22 protein-coding genes are annotated in these 23149 nt (G+C 72.7%); 13 read left to right on the top strand and 9 right to left on the bottom strand.

What is annotated here, in order from left to right; all coding sequences use genetic code 11:
* Nucleotides 1–43: 43 nt before the first annotated feature.
* Nucleotides 44–760 carry an NADPH-dependent F420 reductase gene (locus DKT68_RS29360; RefSeq protein ID WP_109820620.1) on the top strand — a complete coding sequence of 239 codons (717 nt, stop codon included), beginning with the start codon at nt 44–46 and terminating at the stop codon, nt 758–760.
* Between the two features lie 128 nt (nt 761–888).
* Nucleotides 889–1230, top strand: coding sequence for an ArsR/SmtB family transcription factor (locus DKT68_RS29355; protein WP_236647128.1), 342 nt, complete (start codon nt 889–891; stop codon nt 1228–1230).
* Between the two features lie 96 nt (nt 1231–1326).
* Here the strand turns inward: DKT68_RS29355 and DKT68_RS29350 are convergent, their stop codons facing one another.
* The gene (locus DKT68_RS29350; RefSeq protein WP_109820618.1) at nt 1327–2247 is read right to left on the bottom strand and encodes a LysR family transcriptional regulator; all 921 of its coding nucleotides are present in this window, start codon (nt 2245–2247) and stop codon (nt 1327–1329) included.
* A gap of 73 nt (nt 2248–2320) precedes the next feature.
* On the opposite strand from DKT68_RS29350, the gene DKT68_RS29345 reads away from it, so the two are divergent.
* Nucleotides 2321–3310: a DMT family transporter gene (locus DKT68_RS29345; protein ID WP_109820647.1), complete on the top strand. Its 990-nt coding sequence runs from the start codon at nt 2321–2323 to the stop codon at nt 3308–3310.
* A 21-nt stretch (nt 3311–3331) separates the two neighbouring features.
* Entirely contained in the window at nt 3332–3781 is a 450-nt protein-coding gene (locus DKT68_RS29340; RefSeq protein ID WP_109820617.1) for an iron chaperone, read from the top strand.
* 26 nt (nt 3782–3807) lie between these two features.
* Here the strand turns inward: DKT68_RS29340 and DKT68_RS29335 are convergent, their stop codons facing one another.
* Together DKT68_RS29335 and DKT68_RS29330 are read right to left on the bottom strand one after the other, a co-directional pair.
* Nucleotides 3808–4470 carry a response regulator gene (locus DKT68_RS29335; protein WP_109820616.1) on the bottom strand — a complete coding sequence of 221 codons (663 nt, stop codon included), beginning with the start codon at nt 4468–4470 and terminating at the stop codon, nt 3808–3810.
* Between the two features lie 76 nt (nt 4471–4546).
* A complete protein-coding gene (locus DKT68_RS29330) occupies nt 4547–5677 on the bottom strand; it encodes a sensor histidine kinase (RefSeq protein WP_109820646.1) in 1131 nt (376 codons plus the stop codon).
* 144 nt (nt 5678–5821) lie between these two features.
* Here DKT68_RS29330 and DKT68_RS29325 point away from each other — a divergent pair, with 144 nt between their 5' ends.
* Genes DKT68_RS29325 through DKT68_RS29315 form a run of 3 tightly spaced genes read left to right on the top strand, consistent with a single transcriptional unit; the run spans nt 5822 to nt 9009 of the window.
* On the top strand, nt 5822–6811 hold the full coding sequence (locus DKT68_RS29325) for a carboxymuconolactone decarboxylase family protein (RefSeq protein WP_109820615.1): 990 nt from the start codon (nt 5822–5824) through the stop codon (nt 6809–6811).
* A gap of 9 nt (nt 6812–6820) precedes the next feature.
* Nucleotides 6821–7273 (top strand): DUF6220 domain-containing protein, encoded by a 453-nt coding sequence (locus DKT68_RS29320; RefSeq protein ID WP_109820614.1) that lies wholly within the window; start codon nt 6821–6823, stop codon nt 7271–7273.
* Complete coding sequence (locus DKT68_RS29315; RefSeq protein WP_109820613.1) at nt 7270–9009, top strand: multicopper oxidase family protein; 1740 nt, start codon at nt 7270–7272, stop codon at nt 9007–9009. The genes DKT68_RS29320 and DKT68_RS29315 overlap by 4 nt, the downstream gene beginning before the upstream one ends.
* A 41-nt stretch (nt 9010–9050) precedes the next feature.
* Here the strand turns inward: DKT68_RS29315 and DKT68_RS29310 are convergent, their stop codons facing one another.
* The 3 genes from DKT68_RS29310 to DKT68_RS29300 form a co-directional block, all read right to left on the bottom strand.
* Complete coding sequence (locus tag DKT68_RS29310; RefSeq protein ID WP_109820612.1) at nt 9051–9785, bottom strand: hypothetical protein; 735 nt, start codon at nt 9783–9785, stop codon at nt 9051–9053.
* Nucleotides 9786–9866: 81 nt separating this feature from the next.
* Nucleotides 9867–10628: a GNAT family N-acetyltransferase gene (locus tag DKT68_RS29305; RefSeq protein WP_109820611.1), complete on the bottom strand. Its 762-nt coding sequence runs from the start codon at nt 10626–10628 to the stop codon at nt 9867–9869.
* 202 nt (nt 10629–10830) lie between these two features.
* A complete protein-coding gene (locus tag DKT68_RS29300) occupies nt 10831–11505 on the bottom strand; it encodes a class I SAM-dependent methyltransferase (protein WP_109820610.1) in 675 nt (224 codons plus the stop codon).
* A gap of 105 nt (nt 11506–11610) precedes the next feature.
* On the opposite strand from DKT68_RS29300, the gene DKT68_RS29295 reads away from it, so the two are divergent.
* Nucleotides 11611–12204, top strand: coding sequence for a helix-turn-helix domain-containing protein (locus DKT68_RS29295; RefSeq protein WP_236647127.1), 594 nt, complete (start codon nt 11611–11613; stop codon nt 12202–12204).
* A gap of 96 nt (nt 12205–12300) precedes the next feature.
* Complete coding sequence (locus DKT68_RS29290) at nt 12301–12489, top strand: hypothetical protein (RefSeq protein WP_109820608.1); 189 nt, start codon at nt 12301–12303, stop codon at nt 12487–12489.
* Nucleotides 12490–12554: 65 nt separating this feature from the next.
* Here the strand turns inward: DKT68_RS29290 and DKT68_RS29285 are convergent, their stop codons facing one another.
* Complete coding sequence (locus DKT68_RS29285) at nt 12555–13796, bottom strand: cytochrome P450 (RefSeq protein ID WP_109820607.1); 1242 nt, start codon at nt 13794–13796, stop codon at nt 12555–12557.
* Nucleotides 13797–14056: 260 nt separating this feature from the next.
* Between DKT68_RS29285 and DKT68_RS29280 the strand changes: the two genes are divergently transcribed.
* Complete coding sequence (locus DKT68_RS29280; RefSeq protein WP_109820606.1) at nt 14057–15157, top strand: PQQ-dependent sugar dehydrogenase; 1101 nt, start codon at nt 14057–14059, stop codon at nt 15155–15157.
* 69 nt (nt 15158–15226) lie between these two features.
* Here the strand turns inward: DKT68_RS29280 and DKT68_RS29275 are convergent, their stop codons facing one another.
* A complete protein-coding gene (locus DKT68_RS29275; protein WP_109820605.1) occupies nt 15227–18385 on the bottom strand; it encodes an NACHT domain-containing protein in 3159 nt (1052 codons plus the stop codon).
* A gap of 278 nt (nt 18386–18663) precedes the next feature.
* Here DKT68_RS29275 and DKT68_RS29270 point away from each other — a divergent pair, with 278 nt between their 5' ends.
* From DKT68_RS29270 to DKT68_RS29260, 3 genes are read left to right on the top strand one after another with little or no spacing between them, the layout of a single operon-like run.
* Nucleotides 18664–20856, top strand: coding sequence for a hypothetical protein (locus DKT68_RS29270; RefSeq protein ID WP_236647126.1), 2193 nt, complete (start codon nt 18664–18666; stop codon nt 20854–20856).
* 26 nt (nt 20857–20882) lie between these two features.
* On the top strand, nt 20883–21242 hold the full coding sequence (locus tag DKT68_RS29265; RefSeq protein WP_109820603.1) for an ArsR/SmtB family transcription factor: 360 nt from the start codon (nt 20883–20885) through the stop codon (nt 21240–21242).
* A complete protein-coding gene (locus DKT68_RS29260; protein WP_109820602.1) occupies nt 21239–21934 on the top strand; it encodes a cation diffusion facilitator family transporter in 696 nt (231 codons plus the stop codon). The genes DKT68_RS29265 and DKT68_RS29260 overlap by 4 nt, the downstream gene beginning before the upstream one ends.
* A 24-nt stretch (nt 21935–21958) precedes the next feature.
* On the opposite strand, the gene DKT68_RS29255 is transcribed toward DKT68_RS29260, so the two are convergent.
* Nucleotides 21959–23149: low temperature requirement protein A (locus DKT68_RS29255; protein ID WP_161556711.1), on the bottom strand; the 1191-nt coding region annotated here is incomplete at its 5' end.

Raw genomic sequence — 23149 nt, 5'->3', positions numbered from 1 at the left:
CTCCTCCCCCACGAACGCCGCATCGGCACCCCGGAAGGAAGACATGAACGGCAACGGCCGCAACAGGCCACAGACCCTCGCTGTCCTCGGCGCCGGGAAGGTGGGCACGGTGCTCGCCCGGCTGGCCGTCGCCGCCGGCTACCGGGTGCTCGTCGCCGGCTCCGGCGACCCGGCGAAGATCGCTCTCACCGTCGAGGTGCTCACACCCGGAGCGGTCGCCACCACCGCGGTCGACGCCGCGGCCGCCGCCGACATCGTCATCCTCGCTCTCCCGCTGGGCAAGTACCGCAGCGTTCCCGCCGAGGCCCTGCGCGGCAAGCTCGTGATCGACGCGATGAACTACTGGTGGGAGGTCGACGGCATCCGCGACGACCTCACTAACCCGCGCACCTCGTCGAGCGAGATCGTCCAGACCTTCCTGTCCGACGCCCGTGTCGTCAAGGCGTTCAACCACATGGGATACCACGATCTCGAGGAGGAGGCGCGGCCGGCGGGAACAGCCGGCCGCAAGGCGATCGCGGTCGCTGGCGACGACCCGGGCGATCTCGCCGGGGTCACCTCCCTCGTCGACGCGCTCGGCTTCGACCCGGTCGTCGCCGGCCCCCTCGCCGAGGGCGTACGGCTGGAACCGGGCAGCGAGCTGTTCGGCGCGAACGTGAGCGCCGACGAGGTGCGCGTCATGCTCGACCGCTTCTGGGAGTCGGAGCGGGGACGGACCATCGCGTCGGCGCGCGCCGCCACATCGGACGAGGCGGCGTAACTGGTGGGTGTCGCGATGGAGCGGGACCTACCAGCCTGGCGGTCGCCAATGAGGTGTTGGTCCCATTCCACCCGCCTGTCGATGCCGTTGATGGAACGATGAAAGACGTGGTAACTGCGAAAACAACGATGCCTGCCATCTCGCCGCTCGCCGGCGAGCCGATCAAGCGTGCCGATGCCGAGCGGCTCGCGGGGGTGCTGAAGGCGTTCGCCGACCCGGCCCGGCTGCGACTGCTCAGCCTGATCCAGTCCTCCCCCGAGGGCGAGGCGTCCGTCACGGACCTCACGGCGCCGCTCAACCTCTCCCAGCCGACCGTGAGTCATCACCTTCGGATCCTCACCGAGGCAGGTCTGCTCGAGCGCGAGAAGCGCGGCGTCTGGGCGTACTACCGCCTGGTGCCGTCCGCGATCGCCACGATCGCCGACCTGCTGACGCCACCCCGGAAGCGGGCGACGAAGAAGGCCCGCTGAACGGCACGTCGAAGCCGCGCCGTCGAGGCGGGCTGGCCGGGTGCTCCGGTACGCCCGCCTCGTGGCGCGTTCCAGAGGCGTCTCGGCACCCCGGCCCTACCCGGCCAGGTCGAGCTGGTGCGCCTGGTCCGTCACGGCCGTCAGGAAGGCGGTCAACGCGGGCGTCGACGGGGTGTCTCGGGTGACGACGACCAGCCGGCGCTTGATGGCGGCTTCGGCGACGTCACGGATGGCGAGAGCCGCGTCGTCGGCCGGAAGGGTCAGCACCGGCATCAGCGCGACGGCTGCCGCGCCGCGGACGAGTTCGAGCTGAACGTCGGCGTCGCTGGAACGATGGCGCAGGTCGGGCTCGTACCCGCCGAGGGCTCGGCAGGTGCCGACGACCATGGCGTGGTGGCCGGTGCCTTCCGCGGAGGCGGTCCAGACGTCGGACCGCAGCATGGCGACCGCGACCGGTCCTCCCGGCTGGGCGAGCGGATGCGCCGCCGGCAACACCACCTTCAGGGGCTCTTCGAGCAGGACGGTGAAGCGCAGCCCGGCCGGGCGAGGCCGCGGGTGACCGTCGTACTCGTCACCGATCACCAGGTCGACCGCGCCCAACCGCAGGCCCGGTAGCGCCTGCTCCAGCTCGAGCTCGGACAGCTCCACGCGGACCTGTGGATGGTCGGCCATCATCCGGGCCACGGCCGGTACCAGCAGGCGGCGAGCCGCCGACTGTAGGCCGCCGGCCCGGACGGTGCCCCGGACGTCACCGCTCAGGGCCGCCAGGTCGGCCTCCGCGGCCTCGGCGGCCGACAGCAGCACGCGCGCATGCCGTGCCAGCAGTTGCCCGGCGTCGGTCAGGCGCACCCCCCGCCCGGCCTTCTCGAACAAGCGGGCGCCGATCTCCTCCAGGAGGGCCAGCTGTTGCGAGACCGCGGACGGGCTGTAACCCAGGGCCGCGGCGACCGCGGCGAGGGTGCCCCGCTCCTCGAACTCCCGGAGGAAACGCAGGCGTCGAAGATCCACCGCGACCATGTGGTGATCCTAATGAGTCACCTCCACGAATCATCGCTAGACCTGATGGGTGCGGTGGCTGATCCTCAGTGGCATGGGTCCCGGGTTGTGTCTCGTCTCCGCGGCCGGCTTCGGCGCCATGGCGATCTTCGGCAAGCTTGCCTACGACGCGGGAGTCTCCCCCGGAGCGCTGCTGTTGGTGCGCTTCAGCCTGGCCGCCGTGCTGCTGGGGACGGTCCTGCTCGTGCGGCCGCGCCTGCGCCGAGCAGAACCACGTTCACACCAGCACGAACCGGCCGGCCAGCCAGCCGGAGGGCGCGTCCGGTTGCTGGCCACCGCCATCGGGCTGGGTGCCGTCGGGTACGCCGCGCAGGCAAGCCTGTTCTTCTCGGCGCTGGAGCTGATGGATGCCTCGCTGTTGTCCCTGATGCTCTACACCTACCCCGTCCTGGTCACCGTGGCGGCGGTGGTGCTCGGGCGGGACCGGCTGACCCCGGGACGGTCCGCCGCGCTGGTGACGGCGTCGGCCGGAACGTTGCTGGTCCTGCTCGGTGCCGGCGGTGTGAGCTTCCACCCGCTCGGGGCGTTGCTGGCCTTCGGCGCCGCGATCACCTACACGGTCTACATCCTCGTCGCCGACACCGTCGTGCACCGGCTGCCGCCGGTGGTGCTGTCCACGCTGGTGATGACCGGCGCCGCCGGCACCCTCGGCGTACGCGCCCTGGTCACCGGCGGGGTCGAGCTCGACTTCGCGCTGCCGGGATGGTTCTGGCTGGCCTGCATCGCCGTGGTCTCCACCGTCGTGGCGATGCTCGCCTTCTTCGCCGGGCTGAAGCGGACCGGCCCGTCGACCGCCGCCATCCTGTCGACCTTCGAACCCGTGGTGACCACGGCGCTCGCCGCGCTCACCCTGGGCGAGTCCCTGAGCGCTGTCCAACTCGCCGGTGGGGTGCTGGTGCTGTCCTCCGTCGCCGTCCTGCAGGTCCGACCGTCCGGCCCGCGATCCGATCAGGAATCAAGAAGCGCCCGGCTGGGCGTCGCGCCTAGCCTTTCCCCAGGTAGCCGGCATCACGCCGGGCCGTGAACGGCGAAGGGGAGCCCGCAGATGTCCGCGAAGAACTCGACCACCGTGTCCGACGGCTTCACCGCCGAGGAGCGTGCCGCGATGAAGGAACGCGCCGCCGAGCTGCGCGCCGAGGGCAGGAGCGGCGCGAAGAAGGCCGACGGGCTGCAGGCGGTCCTGGACCGGATCGAGCAGATGGCGCCGGAGGATCGTGCGCTCGCCGAGCGCGTGCACATGACGGTGACCGCCGCGGCCCCGCAGTTGTCGCCGAAGACCTGGTACGGGATGCCCGCCTACGCGAACGAGGCCGGCAAGATCGTCGTCTTCTTCCAGGACTCGGCGAAGTTCAACTACCGGTACTCGACCCTGGGTTTCCAGGACACGGCCAACCTCGACGACGGGGACCTGTGGCCGGTGGCGTACGCGCTCCAGAAGTGGAGCCCCGCGGTGGAGAAGAAGGTCGTCGAGCTGGTGAGGGCCGCGGTCTCCTGACCGTCGCCTACCAGCGCGACCGGGTGTCACCGGCGACGCGGCGTGATCAGCCCCGACTCGTACGCCCACACGACCAGCTGGGCACGGTCGCGGCAGTGCAGCTTGGTCATCGCCCGGTTGACGTGTGTCTTGGCGGTCAACGGACTGATCACCATCCGTTCGGCGATCTCGTCGTTGCTCAGCCCTCGGGCGACGAGCTCGACCATCTCCTGTTCGCGGGCGGTCAGCACGTGGCGCCCGGCGGCGGGGTCGGCCCGCGGCGGGCCGGCGACGAACTCGCTGATGAGCGTCCGCGTGACCACCGGGGCGAGCAGCGCGTCGCCGCGGGCCACGACAGCGACGGCCTGTAGCAGGTCGGCGGGGTCGGCGTCCTTGAGGAGGAACCCGCTGGCGCCGGCGCGGAGTGTGGCGAAGACGTAGGAGTCCAGCCCGTAGTTGGTCAGGATGAGGACGCGGACCGCGGCGAGGTCGGGATCGGCGGCGATGCGCCGGGTGGCTTCGATGCCGTCGAGTCCCGGCATCTGCACGTCCATCAGCACGACGTCCGGCCGCAGGCGTCGCGACAGGTGGACGGCGGAGGCGCCGTCGGTGGCCTCGCCCACGACCTCCAGGTCGTCCTCGGCGTCGAGCAGTGCCCGGAATCCGGCCCGCATCAGAGCCTGGTCGTCGGCGAGCAGGACCCGGATCATGCCCGCCTCTCCCTCGGGTCGGAACCGGCACGATCCGTGGCGGACCGAGCAGCTCGGACCTCGCGCGAGCGCTCGCTCATGCCGGTTCGTCCAGTGGGAACCTGGCCCGTACGGCGAACCCGCCACCGTCGCGTGCGGCGGTGTCCAGCGCGCCGCCCAGTCCGGTGACCCGTTCCCGCATGCCGCGCAGGCCCACGCCCGGCGTCACCGGCCGGGCCGACGACGCCTGACCGTCGTCGGTCACCGAGACGGTCAGCTGGGCCGGGGCGTACTCGACGTGGATCTGCGCGGTGGCGGGGCCGGCGTGGCGGGCGACGTTGGTCAGGGCCTCCTGGACGACCCGGTACCCCGCCTGGTCGACCTCGGCGGGCAGCTCGCGGGGCTGACCGGTGACGGTCACCTGCACCGGTACGCCAGCCGTCCGGGTGCGCTCGGCGAGCTCACCCACCCGGGCCAGCCCGACGGCGTCCCCATCGGCGGGTGAGCGCAGGACGTCCAGGGTCGCCCGCAGTTCCCGCATGGCCGCGCTGCTGGCCTCCTGGATCGCCAGCAGCGTGGCGGACGGTTCCTCCCCCTGTTTGCGGGCGAGGTGCACGGCGATGCCCGCCTGCACCTTGATCACGGAGATGCTGTGGGTCAGCGAGTCGTGCAGGTCCCGGGCGATGCGCAGGCGTTCCTCCCCGGCGCGACGCAACGCCATCTCCTCCCGGGTGCGTTCGGCCTGGACCGCCCGCTGCTCGACCTGTTCCAGGTACGCCCGACGCTGCCGGGCGACGAGCCCGGCGACGTTGGCCGCCAGGAACCAGCCCAGCAGCAGGGCGCTGCGCTCGACGATCTGCTGGCCGGGCCGCCCGGTGGGCGCGACCGAGATGTCGCGGGCCAGGAAGCCGCCGAGGAAGACCACGCTGGCCAGCGCGGCGACCGATCGGTGCCCGCGCCAGGCGGCGATGTAGACCACGCCGAGGACGGCGAACGCCGCGGACACCCCGGCGTGGACCCGAATGTGGAGGGCGAGCATGGTGGCGGTCACCACGCCCAACGCCACCACCGGGTACCGCCGGCACACGGCCAGGGCCGCCGCCATGGCGAGGACCAGCGCGACGTCGATCGCCCGGAGCGGTGCGGCGTCCGGCGCGAGCGCGGCGTTGCCGAGCAGGAGGACGCCGAGGGCGAGTCCGCTGAGGGCGTACGGCAGGTCGCGGCGCATGGTCGAACTGTAGAACGGCGGTCGTTCCGGAAGCGTCCCCCGCGCGCGGTAGATGAGGCGTACCACGGGCGCGGTATCGCCGGTGGGGCAAGTGCCTGCGGCGGCATGACGCTTTCCCGGGCCGCCGGGACGAGCATCGAGCCCATGACATACCGCTTCTTCACCCCCGCCTCCGCGAAGGCGGCGACCGGCCGCACCGCTGAGGTCTACCAGCAGCTGAGGGACGAGTTCCTCGGGCCGGCGCCCACCTTCCAGGCGGTCTCGGCCGTGCCGGAGGTGCTCGCACCGACCTGGGCGCTGATGCGCGAGGCCCTGCTCGCCGGGGACGCGTCCCGGGTGGACCGTGAGGTCGTCGCCTCGGCGGTGTCCCGGGCCAACCGCTGCCGGTTCTGCGTCGACGCCCACGTGATGCTGCTGCACGCGCTGAGCGAGCACGAGCTGGCTGAGGCCATCGCCCGGGGCGGCACGCCACCGGAGCCGAGACACGCCGAACTGGTCGGCTGGGCCGAGGCCAGTCGCAGCCCTAAGGCCGCCGGCTGGAGCAGCCCGTACCGCCCGGAGGTCACGGGCACCCTGCTCGCCTTCCACTTCATCAACCGGGTCGTCTCGGCGCTGCTCGACCCGGATTTGCTGCCCGGCGGCCTGCAGCGCTCGCGCGTGGTGCGGTCGGCCGGGGGTCGCCTCCACGCGCGGGTCGCCCGGGAGCCGAGGAAGCCGGGACGCAGTCTCGCGCTTCTCGACGTCGACGGCACGGCGCCGCCGGCCTGGGCCGGCGACAGCCCGGTCGGCGTCGCGTACGCGGCGTTGCGCAACGCGGCCACGCGAGGCGGAGACCTGCTGGGCGACGTGGCCCGCCAGACCGTCACGGCGACCGTGCGCTGGGAGGACGGGCGGTACCCGGACCGGCCCGCGGAGTGGGCCGCCGACCTGATCCGGGACCTGCCGGGCACGGACCGCGTCGGAACCCGGATCGCGCTTCTCGCGGCGTTCGCGCCCAACGCGATCCGCTCGGGCGACGTCGCTCTCTGGCGGCTCTCCCACCCGGCCGACGCCGACCTCGTGCGGCTGGTCGCGTACGGCGCGATCACGGCCACCGACCACGTCGCCCGGGCGCTGACCCCGGCTCATCTCTAGGAGGTCACCATGCGCAAGGCATTCGTCATCGTCAGCACCCTGTTGCTCGTCTCGTTCGTCCTGCAGTTCGTCTTCGCCGCCGTGGGCGCGTTCACGAAACCCGCGGGCGACGGCGCGTACGCCCTGCACAGCGTCAACGGCATGGCGGTCATCCCCGTTCTCACCCTGCTCACCACCCTGTTCGCGGCGTTGGCGAGGGCGCCGGGCCGGCTCGTCGGACTGGCGATCCTGCCGATCGGCCTGGTCGTCGTGCAGGCGCTCATCGCGATGCTCGCGAACGGGTCCACCGATGCCGCGGGCGCCAGCACGCCGTTCGGCCTCACCATCGCGGGACTGCACGCGATCATCGGCATCGTCGCGGTGCACGTCGCGGTCGGTGTGGCCCAGGCCGCGCGAAAGCTGTCCCGCCCGGCGCCGGCCGGCGCCACCCCCGTGCCCGTCCGGGCGGGTGAGCCGGCATGACGACCGGCTCCCTGCTCGCGGCCGATCTCGTTCTCGCGGTCCTCGCGGCCGCCGGGTGGCTGGGCGGCGGCGCCGCGTCGGCCGCCCGGCGCCGGCCGCTGGCGCTGGGGCTGGCCGCCTTCGCGCTGCTCGCCACGCTCGCCCGCGCGATCACGATCGCCGCGCTCGCCCGCGCCGGCTGGTGGTTCGCGGCGGAGAAGGTCCTCGTCGCCGCCCCGCTGTCCCTCGCGGCGGTGGCCGTCGCCGGGCCGCGGCTGCTGCGGGCCCCGGGCGACATCCGGTCCGCCGCGGTCCCGCTCCTCTTCGCCGGGTACGCCGTGGGCGGCGGCCTGCTCGTGACGGTCCTGCACGGCTACCCGGTGTCGGCGGGCGCCGGGCTGCTCGCGGTCGCCGGGACCGTCGCGGCGACCGCCATGTCATGGCGCGTCCTCGGAAGGCGCCCCACCCGGACGGTGTCCCGGGCGGCCCTCGTCGTGGCGGTCGCGGCGCTGGTGACCGGAACCGGGCTCACCGTCGCTCCGAACGCCGCTCCCGGCGTACCCCATGATCACGAATATCGGGACGCGCGGACCGTGGGCGAACCGACCGGGCGGGTCACCCTGACGGCCGGCACCGCCACGGTGCGCGTGAGCGGCCGTGACGTCGCGGCGTGGGCGTTCAACGGGCAGGTTCCCGGGCCGGAGCTGACCGCCACGGTCGGCGACGTCCTGGAGGTGACGCTGCGCAACCGGGACATCGCCCGAGGCGTCACGCTGCACTGGCACGGGTACGACGTGCCGAACGGTCAGGACGGGGTGCCCGGCGTCACGCAGGCGGCGGTGCTGCCCGGACAGGAGTTCGTCTACCGGTTCCGCGCCGATCAGGTCGGGACGTACTGGTACCACACGCACGCGGTGTCCGACGTCGGCGTGCGGATGGGGCTCTACGGCGTCCTGGTGGTACGCCCGGCGCCCGTGACCGGCGTGGACGTCACGGTGCCGGTCCACACGCTGGCCGGCCTTCCGCTGCCCGCACCGAGGACGGAGCCGGTCGAGGCGGGGGTGCCCGTGCGGCTGCGGCTGATCAACACCGACAGCACCACGCACCGGTACGCCCTCGCGGGGACCCCGTTCCGGGTCGCCGCGATCGACGGATCCGACCTGCGGGGCTCGACCTCACTGGTGGACACCGCCGTGCTGATCCCGGCCGGCGGACGCTACGACCTGGTGTTCACCGGTCCCGCCACGCCGGTGGCGCTGTTCGTCGACGGACGGGCTGTCTACTCGACCGGGCCGGTGACGGCGGCGACCGGCACGTGGCCGGTGCTGGACCCGCTCACCTACGGCGTCGCCGCCCCGGTGCGGTGGTCCCGGTACGACAAAGAGTTCACCCTCGTCCTCGACCGCGGCCTCGACCTGTCCGGGCTGCTGCCGCGGTACGCCCACACCGTCAACGGCGCGGCCGCGCCGGACATCCCGCCCCAGGTCGTACGCCTCGGCGACATCGTCCGTTTCACCATCGTGAACCGGTCGACGGCCGTGCACCCGTGGCACCTGCACGGGCATCACGTCCTGGTGCTGTCCCGCGACGGAAGGCCGGCGACCGGGAGCCCGCTGTGGCTGGACTCGTTCGACGTACGCCCCGGTGACGTCTGGGAGGTGGCGTTCCGGGCCGACAATCCCGGAACGTGGGCCAACCACTGCCACAACCTGCCGCACGCCGACGCCGGGATGACGCTGCACCTGATGTACTCGTGACCCGCCACATCGGAGGACCGCCCCGTCGGGGAGGTCTGGGCTCAGGAGCCATCCGGGACGGCGTCGAAGGCCGCGTGCGGGTCGAGGAGCTGACCGCGTGCGTACTCCTCGGCGAAGGCGGCCGGGCCGAGCTCCCCGGTCGCGGCGGCGCGTGCCCTGGCGAGGTCGGCCCCGTCGTCCGGGTCCGGTACCTGGCCGAGCGACGCGAACGCGGCATCGGCGACACCGATCATCCGCGCCGCACGCGTGTGATCACCTTCGAGCGAGGCGAGCGCGGCGTCCGCCACGCAGACGTACGGCACGAAGTCGGCCCAGCCATGACGGAACACCCGCTCACGCCCCTCGGCGAACAGCTGCCTCGCCACGTCGAGATTGCCCAGACCCAGTTCGCAGAACGCGAGGTTGTGATACTCGGAGTTGACCATCTTGGGCTGGTCGAGCGCCTCGTTGAGGGCGATGCTCTCCCGGTACAGGACCCTTGCACGGAGCAGTTCCCCGGACATCCGGGCCACGGCGGCCAGCACGTGCCTCGGCCGCTCCTCGAGGCTCCGCCGGCCGGAACGCAGCGCGACCTCGAGAGCCTCCCGGGCCCGCGCCTCCCCGCCGGGCAGGTCGCCGCCGCGGATGGCGACCCGGGCCAGGCTGTACCGGGCCTCCACCTCGCCCGCCGGGTCGCCGGCCGCCCGGGCCCGCTCGATCTCGGCTTCGCTCATGCGCGCCACGGCGTCGGTCTCACCGCGCCGGAAGGCCGAGCGTACGTTCTCACTGAAGGTCATGGGTTCTCTCCCACCGGGGTGTCATGGCGCGGTCAGGTGCGCCAGCCGACGTCTCTCGTCGTGGACTGACGGTCGTGGCCGTCAGCGTGCGTGGAACACCGTCCACGTCTCCAGGAGACGGAAACCCATCGACTCGTACAGCGGTCGGCCCACCGCGCTGGAGTGCAGGTAGGCGGCGTCCGCGCCGGCCGCGACGCCATCGAGCAGCACGGTCTCGGTGATCGCCCGGCCCAGGCCGCGGCCCCGTGCGGACGGCACGACGGCGATGTTGAAAACGCCGACGACGCCGGGGGTCCGGAGCCCGAGCCCGGTGCCGGCGGGCCGGCCGGACTCCTCGACCAGATAGCCCGTGACGGGGTCGGCGTCGAGCACACCACCGCCCATCAGTGAGCCGAAGGCGCCCTCGGGAGCCTCGAAGCTCGCGGTGAGGGTGTGGGTGTAGAGGTCGCTCTCCGCCGCGCCGACCTGGCGTACCCGCTTCCGCTGCGCCGCGCCGGCCCCGAACACGATGTCGCTGGCAGCGCAGGCCAGCAGTGGCAGATCGCTGCGTTCGCGCAGCCCGTGCCGGGCCGCGAGGGCGGCGACCTCGCCGCCCACCTCGCCACGCACCATGATCGACCAGTGCGGGGCCTGTCTGCCGACCTCGGTCGCCATCTCGTCGAGCGACCCGAGATCCGGTTCCAGCGTCGTGTCGTAGGCCGCGTTGAGCGTCGCGACGCTGGCCCGCGTCACCGCTGCGCGGGCGGTGCCCCGCTCGGCGTACCAGCCCTTCGGGGTCACCTCGCAGAGGAACTCGATGGCGGCGAAATAGGCCGCCGCCATCCGATCGGCCGTTCCGTCCATGGCTACCTCCCTCGGGCGTCCAGGTGCACGAATGCCCTGCTCAGCAGCAGAGGAAGAATGGTCGTTCTTCCTCGCTCCGGCACCGTAGCGGCTCCAGCGTGACCTCGACAAATCGATGACGGGCACGTCGTCGGCAGGGAGGGCCGACCTTCGGAAGCGGGATGGCGCGGACGGGGCGGGTGCCGGTGAGCCCGTCGCAGCTTCAGGCTCGCGCCCCGTTGCCGTCCGGCTTGCGGTGGGCCCTGACGACCAGGTCGTGAATGCTCCTCCGAGTCGGGCCGTGCTCGATCTGCCGGGTCCGGGTCGCCGCCACGTCGACGACCCACAGCTCCGCGGCCAGGGAACCGGTGACGGCGTCGAGGTCGATCGAGGCCTTGTCGGGGGCGTGGGCCGCGGAGTGTTCGTCGGCATGGTCGTGCCCGACGACGAGCAGCGTGCCGTCGGGGGCGACAGCCTGGGCCAGTCGGGCCACGAACTCGTCGAAGGGCATGGCGGGATGGACGTACTGGCTCACGACCAGGTCGTACTGCTGCGGCGGTTGCCACGTCGTCAGGTCGGCCACGACCCAGGCGATGTGTGACGCGAGGTCGGGTTCCTCGTGTCCGACGAAGTCCCTGGCGTCGCTGACGGCCGTCGGAGACACGTCGACCGCCGTCACCTGCCAGCCCTGCCGGGCGAGCCAGAGCGCGTCGGCTCCATGCCCGCAGCCGGCGTCCAGCGCCGACCCGGCGGGAAGGCCGGTCACCTCGGCCACCAGCTGAGGGCTCGGCGAGCCGTGCCGCGCCGCGTACTCCTGGTAGTGCCGCTCCCACCACTGCGGGCCGAACGGGGGGTGATCCGCGTGTGGCGACCCATGCTCGTCGTGCGGCCTGCTCATCGCTCGCCTCCTGGCGTCTTCTCGTTGGTCGCCTCAACGGTAAGCGGTGCTGCGATTTCCGCAATGGTCCTTGCTGTTTTCGCAAGAGGTCGTAGCATGGCACCCGTGGCACACGTCGATCTGTCAGAGGTTGTTCGGCAACGCATCCGTGGACTGCGGCAGGCCCGCGGGTGGAGCCTCGACTCTCTCGCCGCTCGCTGCCACATCAGCCCATCGACACTGAGCCGGATCGAGACCGGCCACCGGCGCATCGACCTCGACCAGCTCGTCGCGCTCGCCCGGGAGCTGGGCACGACGATCGATCATCTCGTGGAGCCCGTCGACGACGCCGACGTGATCATTCGTCCGTTGCAGCACCAGGAGCCCGGCCTGACCACGTGGGTGCTGTCGCGTGACGCGGCGCAGCACGGCGGCCGGCTGGTGGCCAAGATGCGGATCACTCCCGACCGGCGCACCGGCCCCGGGCACCTGGCCGTTCATCCGGGATGGGAATGGTTCACCGTGCTCAGCGGCACCGTCGTGCTGCACCTCGGCGGACGGCAGATGACCGTCGACGCGGGCGAGGCGGCCGAGTTCTCCACCATGATCCCGCACTCCATCGGGGCCCTGGACGGCCCGGTCGAGATCCTCACCATGTTCGACCAGGACGGGGAACGGGCGCACACCGAGTCGTCCGGACACGCGCCCGACACCGACTGACCGCGACCGCATGCCGCTGTGCGTTCCCAGCGACCCGTTTCCGTGCCGCTCGCGAGGGTACCGCCGCTGGGCAGGACCGAGGAAGGGACGCACAGGATGAGCAACCCGGAGCAGCAACGCGACGGCGGCAGTGACGCGATTCCGCAGGACGAGCCGGCGAGGCGGACCCGGGCGGCACAGGATGCGCACGGTGGCAGCATGGCGCCGGGCATCGTGGACGACACCGGGCACCCCGTCGCCGCGGCGCCGGACGAGCGCCTGGCCGACAGCGACAGCGTCGACTGACCGCCCCGGGCTGACGCGCCCGCGCCGCTGGCGGCGGCGCGGGCGCGGTTCGTCGGGTGGACTCGTCAGGTCGTCGCACCGACGTTGATCAGCAGACCATCCACCGGTCGGGTGGGGATGCGGTGCAGCGGGATGCGCAGGTCCTGCGGGGGCACCGTGTGGTCCAGGCGGGCCAGCCGCACGGCGAGGTCCCGCAGCAGCGCCACGGTGATCAGCTCGCCGGGGCAGCGGTGGCCGGTCCGTGGGTCGCCACCGCCCTGCGGCACCAGCTCGAACGGCCCGATCTCCCGGCCCAGGAACCGCTCCGGCCGGAAGCGGTACGGCTCCGGCCAGAGCCGGGGATCATGGTTCTGTCCGTACAGGTCGAGCAGCACGATCGCGCCGGACGGGATGGGTACCCCGTCCCACGCGAGGTCGGTCACCGCCCGCCCACCGACGAACGGCGCGAACGGATAGAACCGGCGGACCTCGTGCGCGTACGCCTCGGTGAACGCCGGGTCGGCCGCACGGAGCCGGTCCCGGTGCTCCGGCCAGCGGTGCAGGGCGTGTCCGGTGAACGCCACGAACCAGCTCACCGCCACCGTGGGCCGGATGATGTTGAGCAGCTCGACGGCGGCGGCGCAGGCGTCCAGCGGTGTGCCGTCGGCGTCCCGGTGCTCGGCCACCGCCGCGACCGCGGAGCCCGCCGCCGCTGTGGTTTCCCCCCGACGTACCTGTTCGATCAGCGTGGCCAGCCAGTTCTCGCGGCGGGTCCGGGCCCGCCGTGCCCGCCAGTGGCGGGGGCCGGCCGTGGCGAAGCCGTCGACCATGGCGACGAGGTCGGCGGCGAGCGCCGGCACCTCGGCCGGCGCCAGCGGGATGCCGGTCCAGTCGCAGACCGCCCGGGTCAGCACCCGGCTCACCTCGTCGAAGAGCACCACCGGGCCGCGGGTCGGCCAGTCCCGGGCGGCGTCCTGCCACGCCGCTCCGCTGCGCTCGACCAGACCGTCGATGCCGCCGTTCATGAGCAGCCCCACTAACAGCTCCTTGCGGACCCGGTGGGCAGTGCCGTCGAGGGTGTGCACGGCGCCGTGGCCGAACAGGGTGCTCTGCACCGGGCCCGGGATCGCGCCGTGCCGACGGACGTGCCGCTCGTCGTAGAAGAAGCGGGCGGCTGCCGGGCCGTGCAGAGCCACCGCACGCTGCCCCAGCAGCCGGGTCCGCAGGACGTCCGCGTCGGCCTGACGGAGCCTGTTCGGCAGCCAGGCGTAGCCCTCCAGGGCCAGTGGGAGGGCGTCATCGAGGCGCGTGGTGGTGCGTTTCGGCATGGTGCACTCCTGCCCGGTGGTCCCGGTGGCAAACCATCCCCCTGGTCAGGCCCCGGACTGCGCCAGGAGGCCGTCGAGCAGGCGCCGCAGCCGCCCGGTGACTCGCGCGACGGCCGCGTCCGCTCGTCTAGATCCGCGTCGTCGCGGTGACGCTGCCGAGACGGTCGGGCAGGGACGCTGGTCGCGTACCCGCCCGTCGGCGACGCGGCGGGCGGAGCCGGTACCCGCCGGCGCCTGTCGACCTGGTCCAGGGGTGTGGCGTGAGAAGACGCGGAGTTGTCGCTGGTATCGCCCTCGCCGTCTGCGTCGGCCTCGCCGGGGTGCCCGTCCCGGCGAGCGCGCAGCGGGCCGAAAGCGCTGACGGACACGACTGGTGGGGTTTCGACTTCACCCGCCCGGAGGTCGTCGCCACCGGTCTCGAAGCGCCCTGGGGGCTGGCCTTTTTGCCCGACGGCAGCGCGCTCGTCAGCGAGCGGAACAGCGGTCGGGTGCTACAGGTCCGCCGAGGGGCGGCGCCGCGGCAGGTCGCGCAGATCGCCGGCGTCGCCGCCACGGGCGAAGCCGGGCTGCTCGGGCTCGCCGTCTCGCCGACCTACCGCACCGACCGGTACGTGTACGCATACTTCACCTCGAACGTCGACAACCGGATCGTCCGGTTCCGGCTCGGGGCGCCGTCGCTGCAGCAGCCGATCCTCACCGGGCTCGCCCGGGCCGCCGTGCACGACGGCGGGCGCATCGCCTTCGGCCCGGACGGCATGCTCTACGCGGGCGTCGGCGACGCCGGCCAGGCGGCCACGGCGCAGGACCCGCGGAGCCGCAACGGGAAGATCCTGCGGATGCGGCCCGACGGTGGCGTGCCCTGGAACAACCCGGTTCCCGGGTCGCTGGTATACAGCCTCGGCCATCGCAACGTCCAGGGCCTGGCCTGGGACTGGCGGGGTCGGCTCTACGCCACCGAGTTCGGTCAGAGCACGTGGGACGAGGTCAACCGCATCGTGCCCGGCGGCAACTACGGCTGGCCGGTCGTCGAGGGAGTGGCCAACGACCCGCGCTTCCGCGACCCGATCGTCACGTGGCGGCCCGCGGAGGCCTCGCCCAGCGGCGCGGCGATCGTGGGCAGGACGCTCTACGTCGCCGCGCTGCGGGGCGCCCGACTGTGGGTGGTGCCCCTGGACGCGGCCGGCGGCGCGGGCGTACCCACGGCGCGGCTCGTGGGCACCTACGGTCGGCTGCGGACGGTGGCGGCCGCGCCGGACGGCTCCCTCTGGGTCGTCACGAGCAACCGCGATGGTCGGGGCACGCCGGCCCCCGGCGACGACCGGATCCTGCGCTGCCCGCCACGGTTCGGCTGGTGGTGGTGAACCGCGCCAGTCGGTGGGGCGTCCGGGCCCGACACCGCCGGTCGCAACCCACCCGCGCGGAACACCGCGTCACGCCGGGCGAGCCGGCTCAGGGACCTCGGTTCCGGGATCGCGCTGCCGGGTCACCGTGGGACTCGGCCCGACGGCCGTGGTCGCCAGGTCGGCGCGCTCGGCGATCAGCCGGGCCAACTCGTCGAGGGTCTTGTTGGAGATGTTCCCGGCCGACGGTCGTTCCCACCTCTGCCACCAGAGGGAGTCCAGCAGCCTCCGCCGGAACGGAAGGGACGCCACCCGTACCCGGCGCCGCTCCGCGGCGAGGATCAGCTCATCGACGACGGCCATGCTGTCGCGCGTGCAGCCCACGTGCTGGCGCCGGATCAGGTCGACCAGCCGGCGCAGCCCGCCGTCGGACCGCAACTGCCCGGTCAGCTCCGCGAGCGCCGCGGCGTCCAGCACCCTGTGCCGGGGGATCGACCGCAGGTGTCGATGGTCGACCCGTTGACACATCACGTAGTTCACGACGAGCAGCACGCACAGGACGCCGGTGAGGGTGTACGGAACCCAGGGCATCACGGCGGCGACGTGGGGGTGGTGCCGGGTGAGCCACAGCTGGGCGTTGAGCGACAGGGGCATCACCGCGACAACCACGACCAGCCAGGCGGCTGCCCGGAGCTGTCGGCGCCACCCCAACCGGACGACGGCCAGAGCGGCGGCCGGGACGAACGCCAGCGGCAGGAACGGCCAGAGGCGCAACCGCGCGTGCATGCCCCACGCCACCGTGGCGGTCGCCGTCGCCGGCCAGAACACCGCGTAACACCACGCCACCAGGAAGGTCAGGCCCCAGCCCCAGTGCCCCTCGGCCGGCCTGGTCGCCCCCGACGGCGCCTCGAGCGCTATTCCGATGCCGACGAACGTCGCCAGGAGGCGCACTCCGGTGTGGACGGCCGCGTCGGTGACCCAGCTGACCGCTGTCTCCGACCTGGCCCGCAGGATCGTCAGCCACATGTCGGCGGCCCAGAAGACACCGAAGATCGTGACGGCCGCCAGCCACCCGGTGGCCCAGGTCATGCGTGCGCCCGAGCCCTGGTAGATCGCCCCGCTGACGAAGATGAGGGTGAACAGGAACCCGGTCACCATCGGGTTCCACCGGAGCAGGTGCGCGGCGCGTAGCTGCGGCACCGGATCGTTCAGCCGGAACAGCTGCGCGCGGACGGTGGGCCAGTCGAACAGCAGGCGCCCCTGGGCCGCCTGGTCGATCAGCGCCAACCTCATGTGGCGGCGCAGCCGTGGCGACAGAGCGGGCAGTCGCCCGGCGTACCGGTAGGCGGCTCCCCGCAGCAGCACGCTCTTCGTCGCGAAGGACGCTTCGAGGATCGCCTCAGCGGCCGGACCCTCGGCCAGCAGCGTCGCCTGCACGGCCCACAGCTGGTGGTGCCGGCGTCGCGACGCCCACGCGGCGCGCAGCAGCGTGGTGACGGTGGCCCGTACCCGATCGGGGATCTCCTCCGGTCGACCGGCGAGACCGGTGCCGAGCAGGTCCAGCAGGTGCAGGCTGTTGGGCGGCCACTCGAACGCCGGCGGCTCGGCGGCGGCGGTGGACGTGGCCGCGGCCTCGATGGCCGTCCCGGCCGTCGCGACCCCGTGCGCCAGGATCCTGCCCGCCTCGCCCGTCAGCAGCGACACCGCCTCGGGACCCTGGGTCTGCAGCATCGCCACGGCCGTCTCCCGCCACCGCCCGTCCAGCAGCAGGGTGCCGGGAGGGACCCGATCAGGGGACCGGATGACCACGCAGGTGGCGAAGTACTCCTGGAACCGCCGGTGAGCGAACGTGAAGGGGCGCTGGTCACCTGAGCTCGTGCCCTCCGGCGACTGCGCGAGCTTGACGTACTCCAGGGCGTCGAGATTCCGCGCCAGCCGGGCGGGCCCGATCGGCTGGCCGTCGATGCGCAGCCCTCCGAGCAACCTGGTCACCTCCGCCCGCGTCGGGCTCAGTCCCATCCCGGCCTCGGCCGTCAACCGGAACGCGATCTCCTCGGCGACCTGGCGGAGCTCCCCCGGGGCGACACCGTAGCGTCGCTCGACCCGCTCCCGGTCACGTTCGAGTCGGCTGTGCACGAACGTCTCGAAGACGGTGTGTGACGAGTCGGGGAACGTCCCGGTCGTCCGGACGTGCTCGCACAGCAGGCCGAGGAGCATCGGGTTGCCGGACAGCTGGGTCACCATGGGGTCGGCGCCGGCCAGAGCCGCGTAGACCTCCGCCTCGGCGGCCGACTCCAGGTCCGCCTTACGAATCAGCTCCCGCTTCTGCCGCTCGGTGAGGCGCTGGACGGTGAACCGGGGCCAGCCGAACCGACGTGGCCCCTTGAACTCGCGAGACGCGATCACCCCGGGGCTGACGTTCATGCCGTGCAGGAAGTCGTAGAGGACGTCGGCGTACCGGCCCACCGTCTCGTCCAGCTCGGTGGCGGTGAGGATCTCCGGGATCTCGTCGAAGGAGTCGAACAGGAACAGCCAGGTGCCCTCGCGCATGCCCGGGGTGAACTCGTCGGACAGGAACTGCTCGACGTCGCGGCTGTTCGCGCGGTTGAGCTGGTCGAGCACGAACGCCCGGACCGTCTCGGTGTCCAGCCGGCCCTCGACGGGGCGCAGCTCCTTCAGATTGACGTACAGGGGGATCCGGCTGTTCAGCCTCGGGCGGTTCATGGCGCGGCTCGCCAGCGCGCGGGCCGCGTTGCGCAGCGCCACGCTCTTGCCCGACCCCGGTTCCCCCTGAAGGATGATCAGGCGCTCGTCGCTGCGTTGCAGGGCCCGGGAGAGCGACTTCTCCCGCCGGAGGCGGGTGCGCCTGCGGTAGAGCCAGCGGGGTGCGACGCGGTGCTGGTCGCCCTCCGTCTCCACCTCGGCCTCCAGCCGGGCGAAGCGGTGGTCGCGCCACTCCTCCTTCTCGTCCAGCCGGCGCAGCTGACTCTCGATGTGATCCGCGAACAGCGCCCGACGCCGGACCCGCCGTGGAGCCCGCCGGCGGTCCAGCCACCCCTTGACATAGCCGGTCAGGGCCGCTGCCGCGTGCAGGATCGGCGCCAGCGAGAGCAGCATCCCCGCCACCACGAGCGTGGCGAACAGCCACGGGGCCCAGCGCGGCTGGCCGAGGCCCATCCAGCCCAGCAGACCGAGGAAGTATTGGTAGAGGCTGGCCGAACCACCGGGATCGGGAGAGGTCTGACCCATGCTTCGGACACCTCCGGGCGGCAGCGGACCGCCAACGCTATCGGGCCGACGACCGCCCGAGGGTCGGCAAGTGGACAGTTGGCACCGCGAAGGACCCAGGTGTACGGACGCACAGGTGCGGCGGCCGGCGTCGCATGAGCACTCCCCCGTACCCGAAAGGGACAGCCGACTCCGGCGCGTACGGGTTATCGGCTTCGGAGCCGCACGGCATCTGTGAACCTGTCGACGTGGGTCCAGAACATCGAGGCGAGGACGCCCTCGAGTTGAGAGTGCACGGGGTGTCCGGTGGCACGGCCGAGAGGATGCTCGACCATCCCATGGCGGTACGGGTGGCCGGGGACCACCACGCCGGTTTCTACCGGCCCCGTCCGGGGACCGGCGCCGCCGGGGGCGCCACGGCCGGCGTCGCGGTGGAGGCGTACCGCTGGGGCACCCTCACGGCGGGGGCGGCCGTACGCACCGCCTCGATGCTGCTGCTCCTGCCGTTCATGCTGGCCAACCTGTCGGTCTGGCTCCGCCCCCGGCCGGCGGGCCGCGTCGATGTCCTGTCGGCGCTCTGCCGGGTGCTGGCCGGCACCGTCACGGCGGCGTTCGTGCTCTCGGTCGTCGGTGTCACCCTGGACCTCGTCGGTTGGCAGTGCGTGCCGTACGAGCGGTGCCGGGCCGACCGCGCCTATCTGTCCTGGCTCTCGATCCTGCCCATGGGCCCGCGGTTGGCCCTGCTGGCGCTCGTCCCACTGCTCATGCTCCAGGTCGTCTGGCGGGTGGGCGCGGGCTCCGCACGGGCCTTCGAGGGCTTCGGCCCGCCGCCGCACACGGGCTCGCCGGGCATTGCCCAGGATCTGGCCTCGCCGGGATTCTGGGACGACGAGCGGACGCCCGCCTGGCTCCGTCAGATCCACGTGGCGGTCGGCGCCGGCACGGTCGCCGCGAGCCTGGTCTGGGGGACGCCGCACGCCGGCGGCACCGGCTGGCCGTTCCTGATCCCGCCGGTCGGTCTGCTGCTGTGCTGTGTCGTGCTGTTGTGCGTTCCGGTGCCGGTGGCCGGCACGCTGGCTCGCCGCGTGTCGGCTCCACTGCGGGTGGCCACGGCGGGAACGACCGCGGTGAGCCTCGGCTACGCCGCGACCGCCGGCGGCGTCTCCGGCGTGTCCGGGCAGCTACCGGGGTACGCGAACGCGATCGCCGGCCTCATCGCGGCGCAGGGGGTCCTCCTGCTGCTGATCGCCGGCGTGACGGCCGTGGACTCCTCGATGACCCGACGGGTGGGACGGCCGATCCTTCGCGGGCTCGGCACGCCGGTCGTCGCGGCGACCTCCGTGACGGTTGCCAGCGCCTTCGCCGCCACCCTCGTCTTCCGGGTCGCCGACCAGCTGGATCGCGGCACCGTTCCCGGCCCGACCCGAACGGACGCGCCCGGCGTGCCCCCGCTGGAACCAGCGATCACCTACTGGTGGAGCGCGCTCGCGGGGCTCGCCGCCCTGATGATCCTCGCCGCGGCCGTCGGCACCGCGCTCATCCACAGCCGGCAGCGGCGTCGCCGGATCGCCGAGCGGGTCGTCGCGGTCGACTACCCCGACGTGCCGCCGCAGGCTGCTCCACGACTCGCGGCCGTCCGGCAGGCCATCGCCCGGTCCCACGTCACCGAGGAACTGGGACCGGTGCTCATCGCGTTCTTCCTGATCGCCGCGCTGGGCCTGGCCACGATCACGCTCGACGTGCTGGGCCTGGGGCCCAGTCGGTTCACCGCCGAACTCGGTGCCCAGCGCGCCGAGGGGGACCTGGTCACCGCCTATGTGACCGACGGTGGAATCTGGATCATCAGCCTGCTGGTCATCGGCTTCCTGCTCCTCGCGTACCGCTCCTACCGCTCGGCCGACACGCGGCGGGCCGTGGCGGCCCTGTTCGACCTCGGCGACTTCTGGCCGCGCACCGTGCACCCGTTCGCGCCGCCCTGCTACGCGGCGCGCGCGGTGCCGGAACTCACCCGGCGCGTGTCCGGCCTCGCCGGACGGAACAGGGTGGTCATCTCCGGTCACAGCCACGGCTCGGTCCTGGCGGTGGCCATGATCCTGCAGCTGCCACCGCAGGTCCGGGACCGGGTGGCGCTGCTGACGCACGGCTCCCCCCTGGGCCGCATCTACGCCCACCTGTATCCCGCCTACCTCGGGGAGTCGACGATGTGCGAGGTGGGTGACCGGTTGGGCTGGAGGTGGCGGAACCTGTGGCGGGAGACCGACCCGGTGGGTGGGCCCATCTTCGACCCGCGCGGCGCGGGCCCGCCGTGCCGGGCGGCGGCGGGACGGGTGGACATCCGCCTGCCCGATCCGGTCGGCGTGCTCATCGACCCGGCCGACACGGTGCCGCCGCCGCTCGAACGGCATCAGCCGTACCAGACGCAGCCGGCGTACCAGCGTGTCGTGCGAGAGCTGATCGATCGGGTGTCGAGGGACGACGTCAGCCGCGAATGATGCGGCAGAGGCGCTATCATCGCACGGTGGCGATTGATTGTGCTCCTGGGCTGGCACCCGCCGCGGCGTTGTTCCGGTCCCTCGGCGACCCGACCCGGCTGGCGATCCTGCAACGACTCGCGGGCGGTGAGGCACGGGTGGTGGACCTGACCGGCGAGCTGCGACTGGCGCAGTCGACGGTGTCGAAGCATCTGGCGTGTCTTCGCGACTGCGGGCTGGTCGACTACCGCGTCGAGGGTAGGCAGTCGTTCTACGCGCTCACCCGGCCGGAGTTGCTGGATCTGCTGCGCTCGGCCGAACAGCTCCTCGCCGCCACCGGCGACGCCGTCGCCCTGTGCCCGGTCCACGGGGCGCCCGTCGACTCCTCGGTGGAGGTTCGCGCGTGAGCCTGTCCGTGCTGACCCCCGAGCGTCGGGCCGCGCTGTCCCGGCGCAGCCTGTGGCTGGCCTACGCCACCGCCGGCTACAACCTGGTGGAGGGCCTGGTCGCCCTCGCGGCCGGCGCGGCGGCGTCCTCCACGGCGTTGATCGGCTTCGGCCTGGACTCGTTCGTCGAGGTGTCCAGCGCCGCCGTGCTGATCTGGCAGTTCCGCTCCCGGGTGCCGGAGGATCGGGAGCGGCTGGCGCTGCGGCTGATCGGGGTGTCGTTCTTCGCCCTCGCCGCCTGGGTGGTCCTCGACGCCGGCCGCTCACTGCTGTCCGGCGGCGAGGCGGACTCCAGCCCGGTCGGGATCGGGATCGCCCTCGCGTCGCTGGTGGTGATGCCGCTGCTCGTACGGGCGAAACGCCGTACCGGTCGGGAACTCGGCTCGGCGACGGTGCTGGCCGACTCGACGCAGACCATGCTGTGCACCTACCTCTCCGCGGTGCTGCTCGTCGGTCTGGTCCTCAACGCCGCCGTCGGCTGGTCGTGGGCCGACCCGGTCGCCGCGCTCGTCATCGCCGGCGTCGCCGTCAAGGAAGGTGTGGAGGCCTGGCGCGGGGAGCACTGCGAGGACTGCGCTCCCCTGCCCGTCGACCCCGCCAACGGACCGGCCCCGGTCTGCGCCGACGGCTGCTGCGCCACCGAACACCCGTAGCGGCGGCCGCCCGGGGCTGCCGGATCACCACCGGGTGCGGATGTGCCAGCGGGTGCGGTACACCGGTCGCCCCCGGTGCGGTATGAAGGCGATCGCCATCATTCCCACGGTCATCAGGGCGGCGAGCGCGAGCGGTGGCAGCCCTCGCGCCATCGGCGCCACCAGGGACAGCACGACCAGACCGACAGGCAGCCGCCACAGCATCGCCCGGAACACCACCAGCGCGTACACGGTGCGGCCGGCGAGGAACACCAGAGGACCGGCGACCACGACGCCCAGCTCGGTGACGGTGGTGTGGCCGACGGGGTCCCTGGCGACGATGTCCCCACCCGCGGCGACCAACACCACGCCGGCCACCATGACCAGGTGCGCGTACGCCGCGACCAGCGCGATGCGCCCGGGGTTTCGGCCTCTGTCGATCCCGGTGGCGAGATTGTCGGCGACGTAGACGATGTAGATCCGCCACATCGTCACGGTCAGGACGAAGAGCAGGATCACTCCCGCCGTCCGCAACGACAGGAACGGGGGGTCGCCGTACTGCCGCACCCCGACGAGGATGATCTCGCCCAGTGTCACGATGAACATCTGTCGGTAGCGTTCCGCCAGGTGCTCGCCCCCCACCCGGAGCTCCTCGGCGCTCGAACGACCGAGCCGGGGCAGCGGATAACCGAAGAGGCCGACCGCGTAGTCCACCGTGACGGCCACCAGCCAGAACACCAGCCGGATCGGGCTCGGCAGGAACGCGCCGACCAACCAGAGCACGCCGGTCAGGCAGAACCAGATGAGCACCCGCATGGGCCGCTTCCGGAGCGCGTGACCGCGCAGGGCGGTGATGAGGATGAACCCGCGACAGAGGTGCAGGCCGACGTACGCCCCGGCGAAGGCGATCCCGTTGACCCCCTCGAAGGCGCTGGCGATGGCCAGCGACATCAGCAGCCCGCCGAACAGCACGCCGAGGACGATCAACTGGACCAGCGGCTGGCTGGGGTCGTACCAGTCGGTGGTGTACGCGGTGACCGTCCAGACCCACCAGATCGCGGCGAGCAGGACGACCGTCTCCAGCGCGTGATTCCAGCCGAGGTTGCCGGTCAGCCGGTCGGACAGTCGCGTGAGGGCGACGATGAGGCCGAGGTCGAAGAGGAGTTCCAGATAGGAGATCCGGCGGGGAGTGTCCTGACCACGCAGGATCCACCCCGACCGCGCCCGCGCCACCAC

This window comes from Micromonospora acroterricola (genome assembly GCF_003172955.1).
Classification (GTDB): Bacteria; Actinomycetota; Actinomycetes; order Mycobacteriales; family Micromonosporaceae; genus Micromonospora; species Micromonospora acroterricola.
The sequence above is the reverse complement of the archived record's forward strand: the minus strand, read 5'-3'. Positions and strand labels throughout refer to the sequence as shown.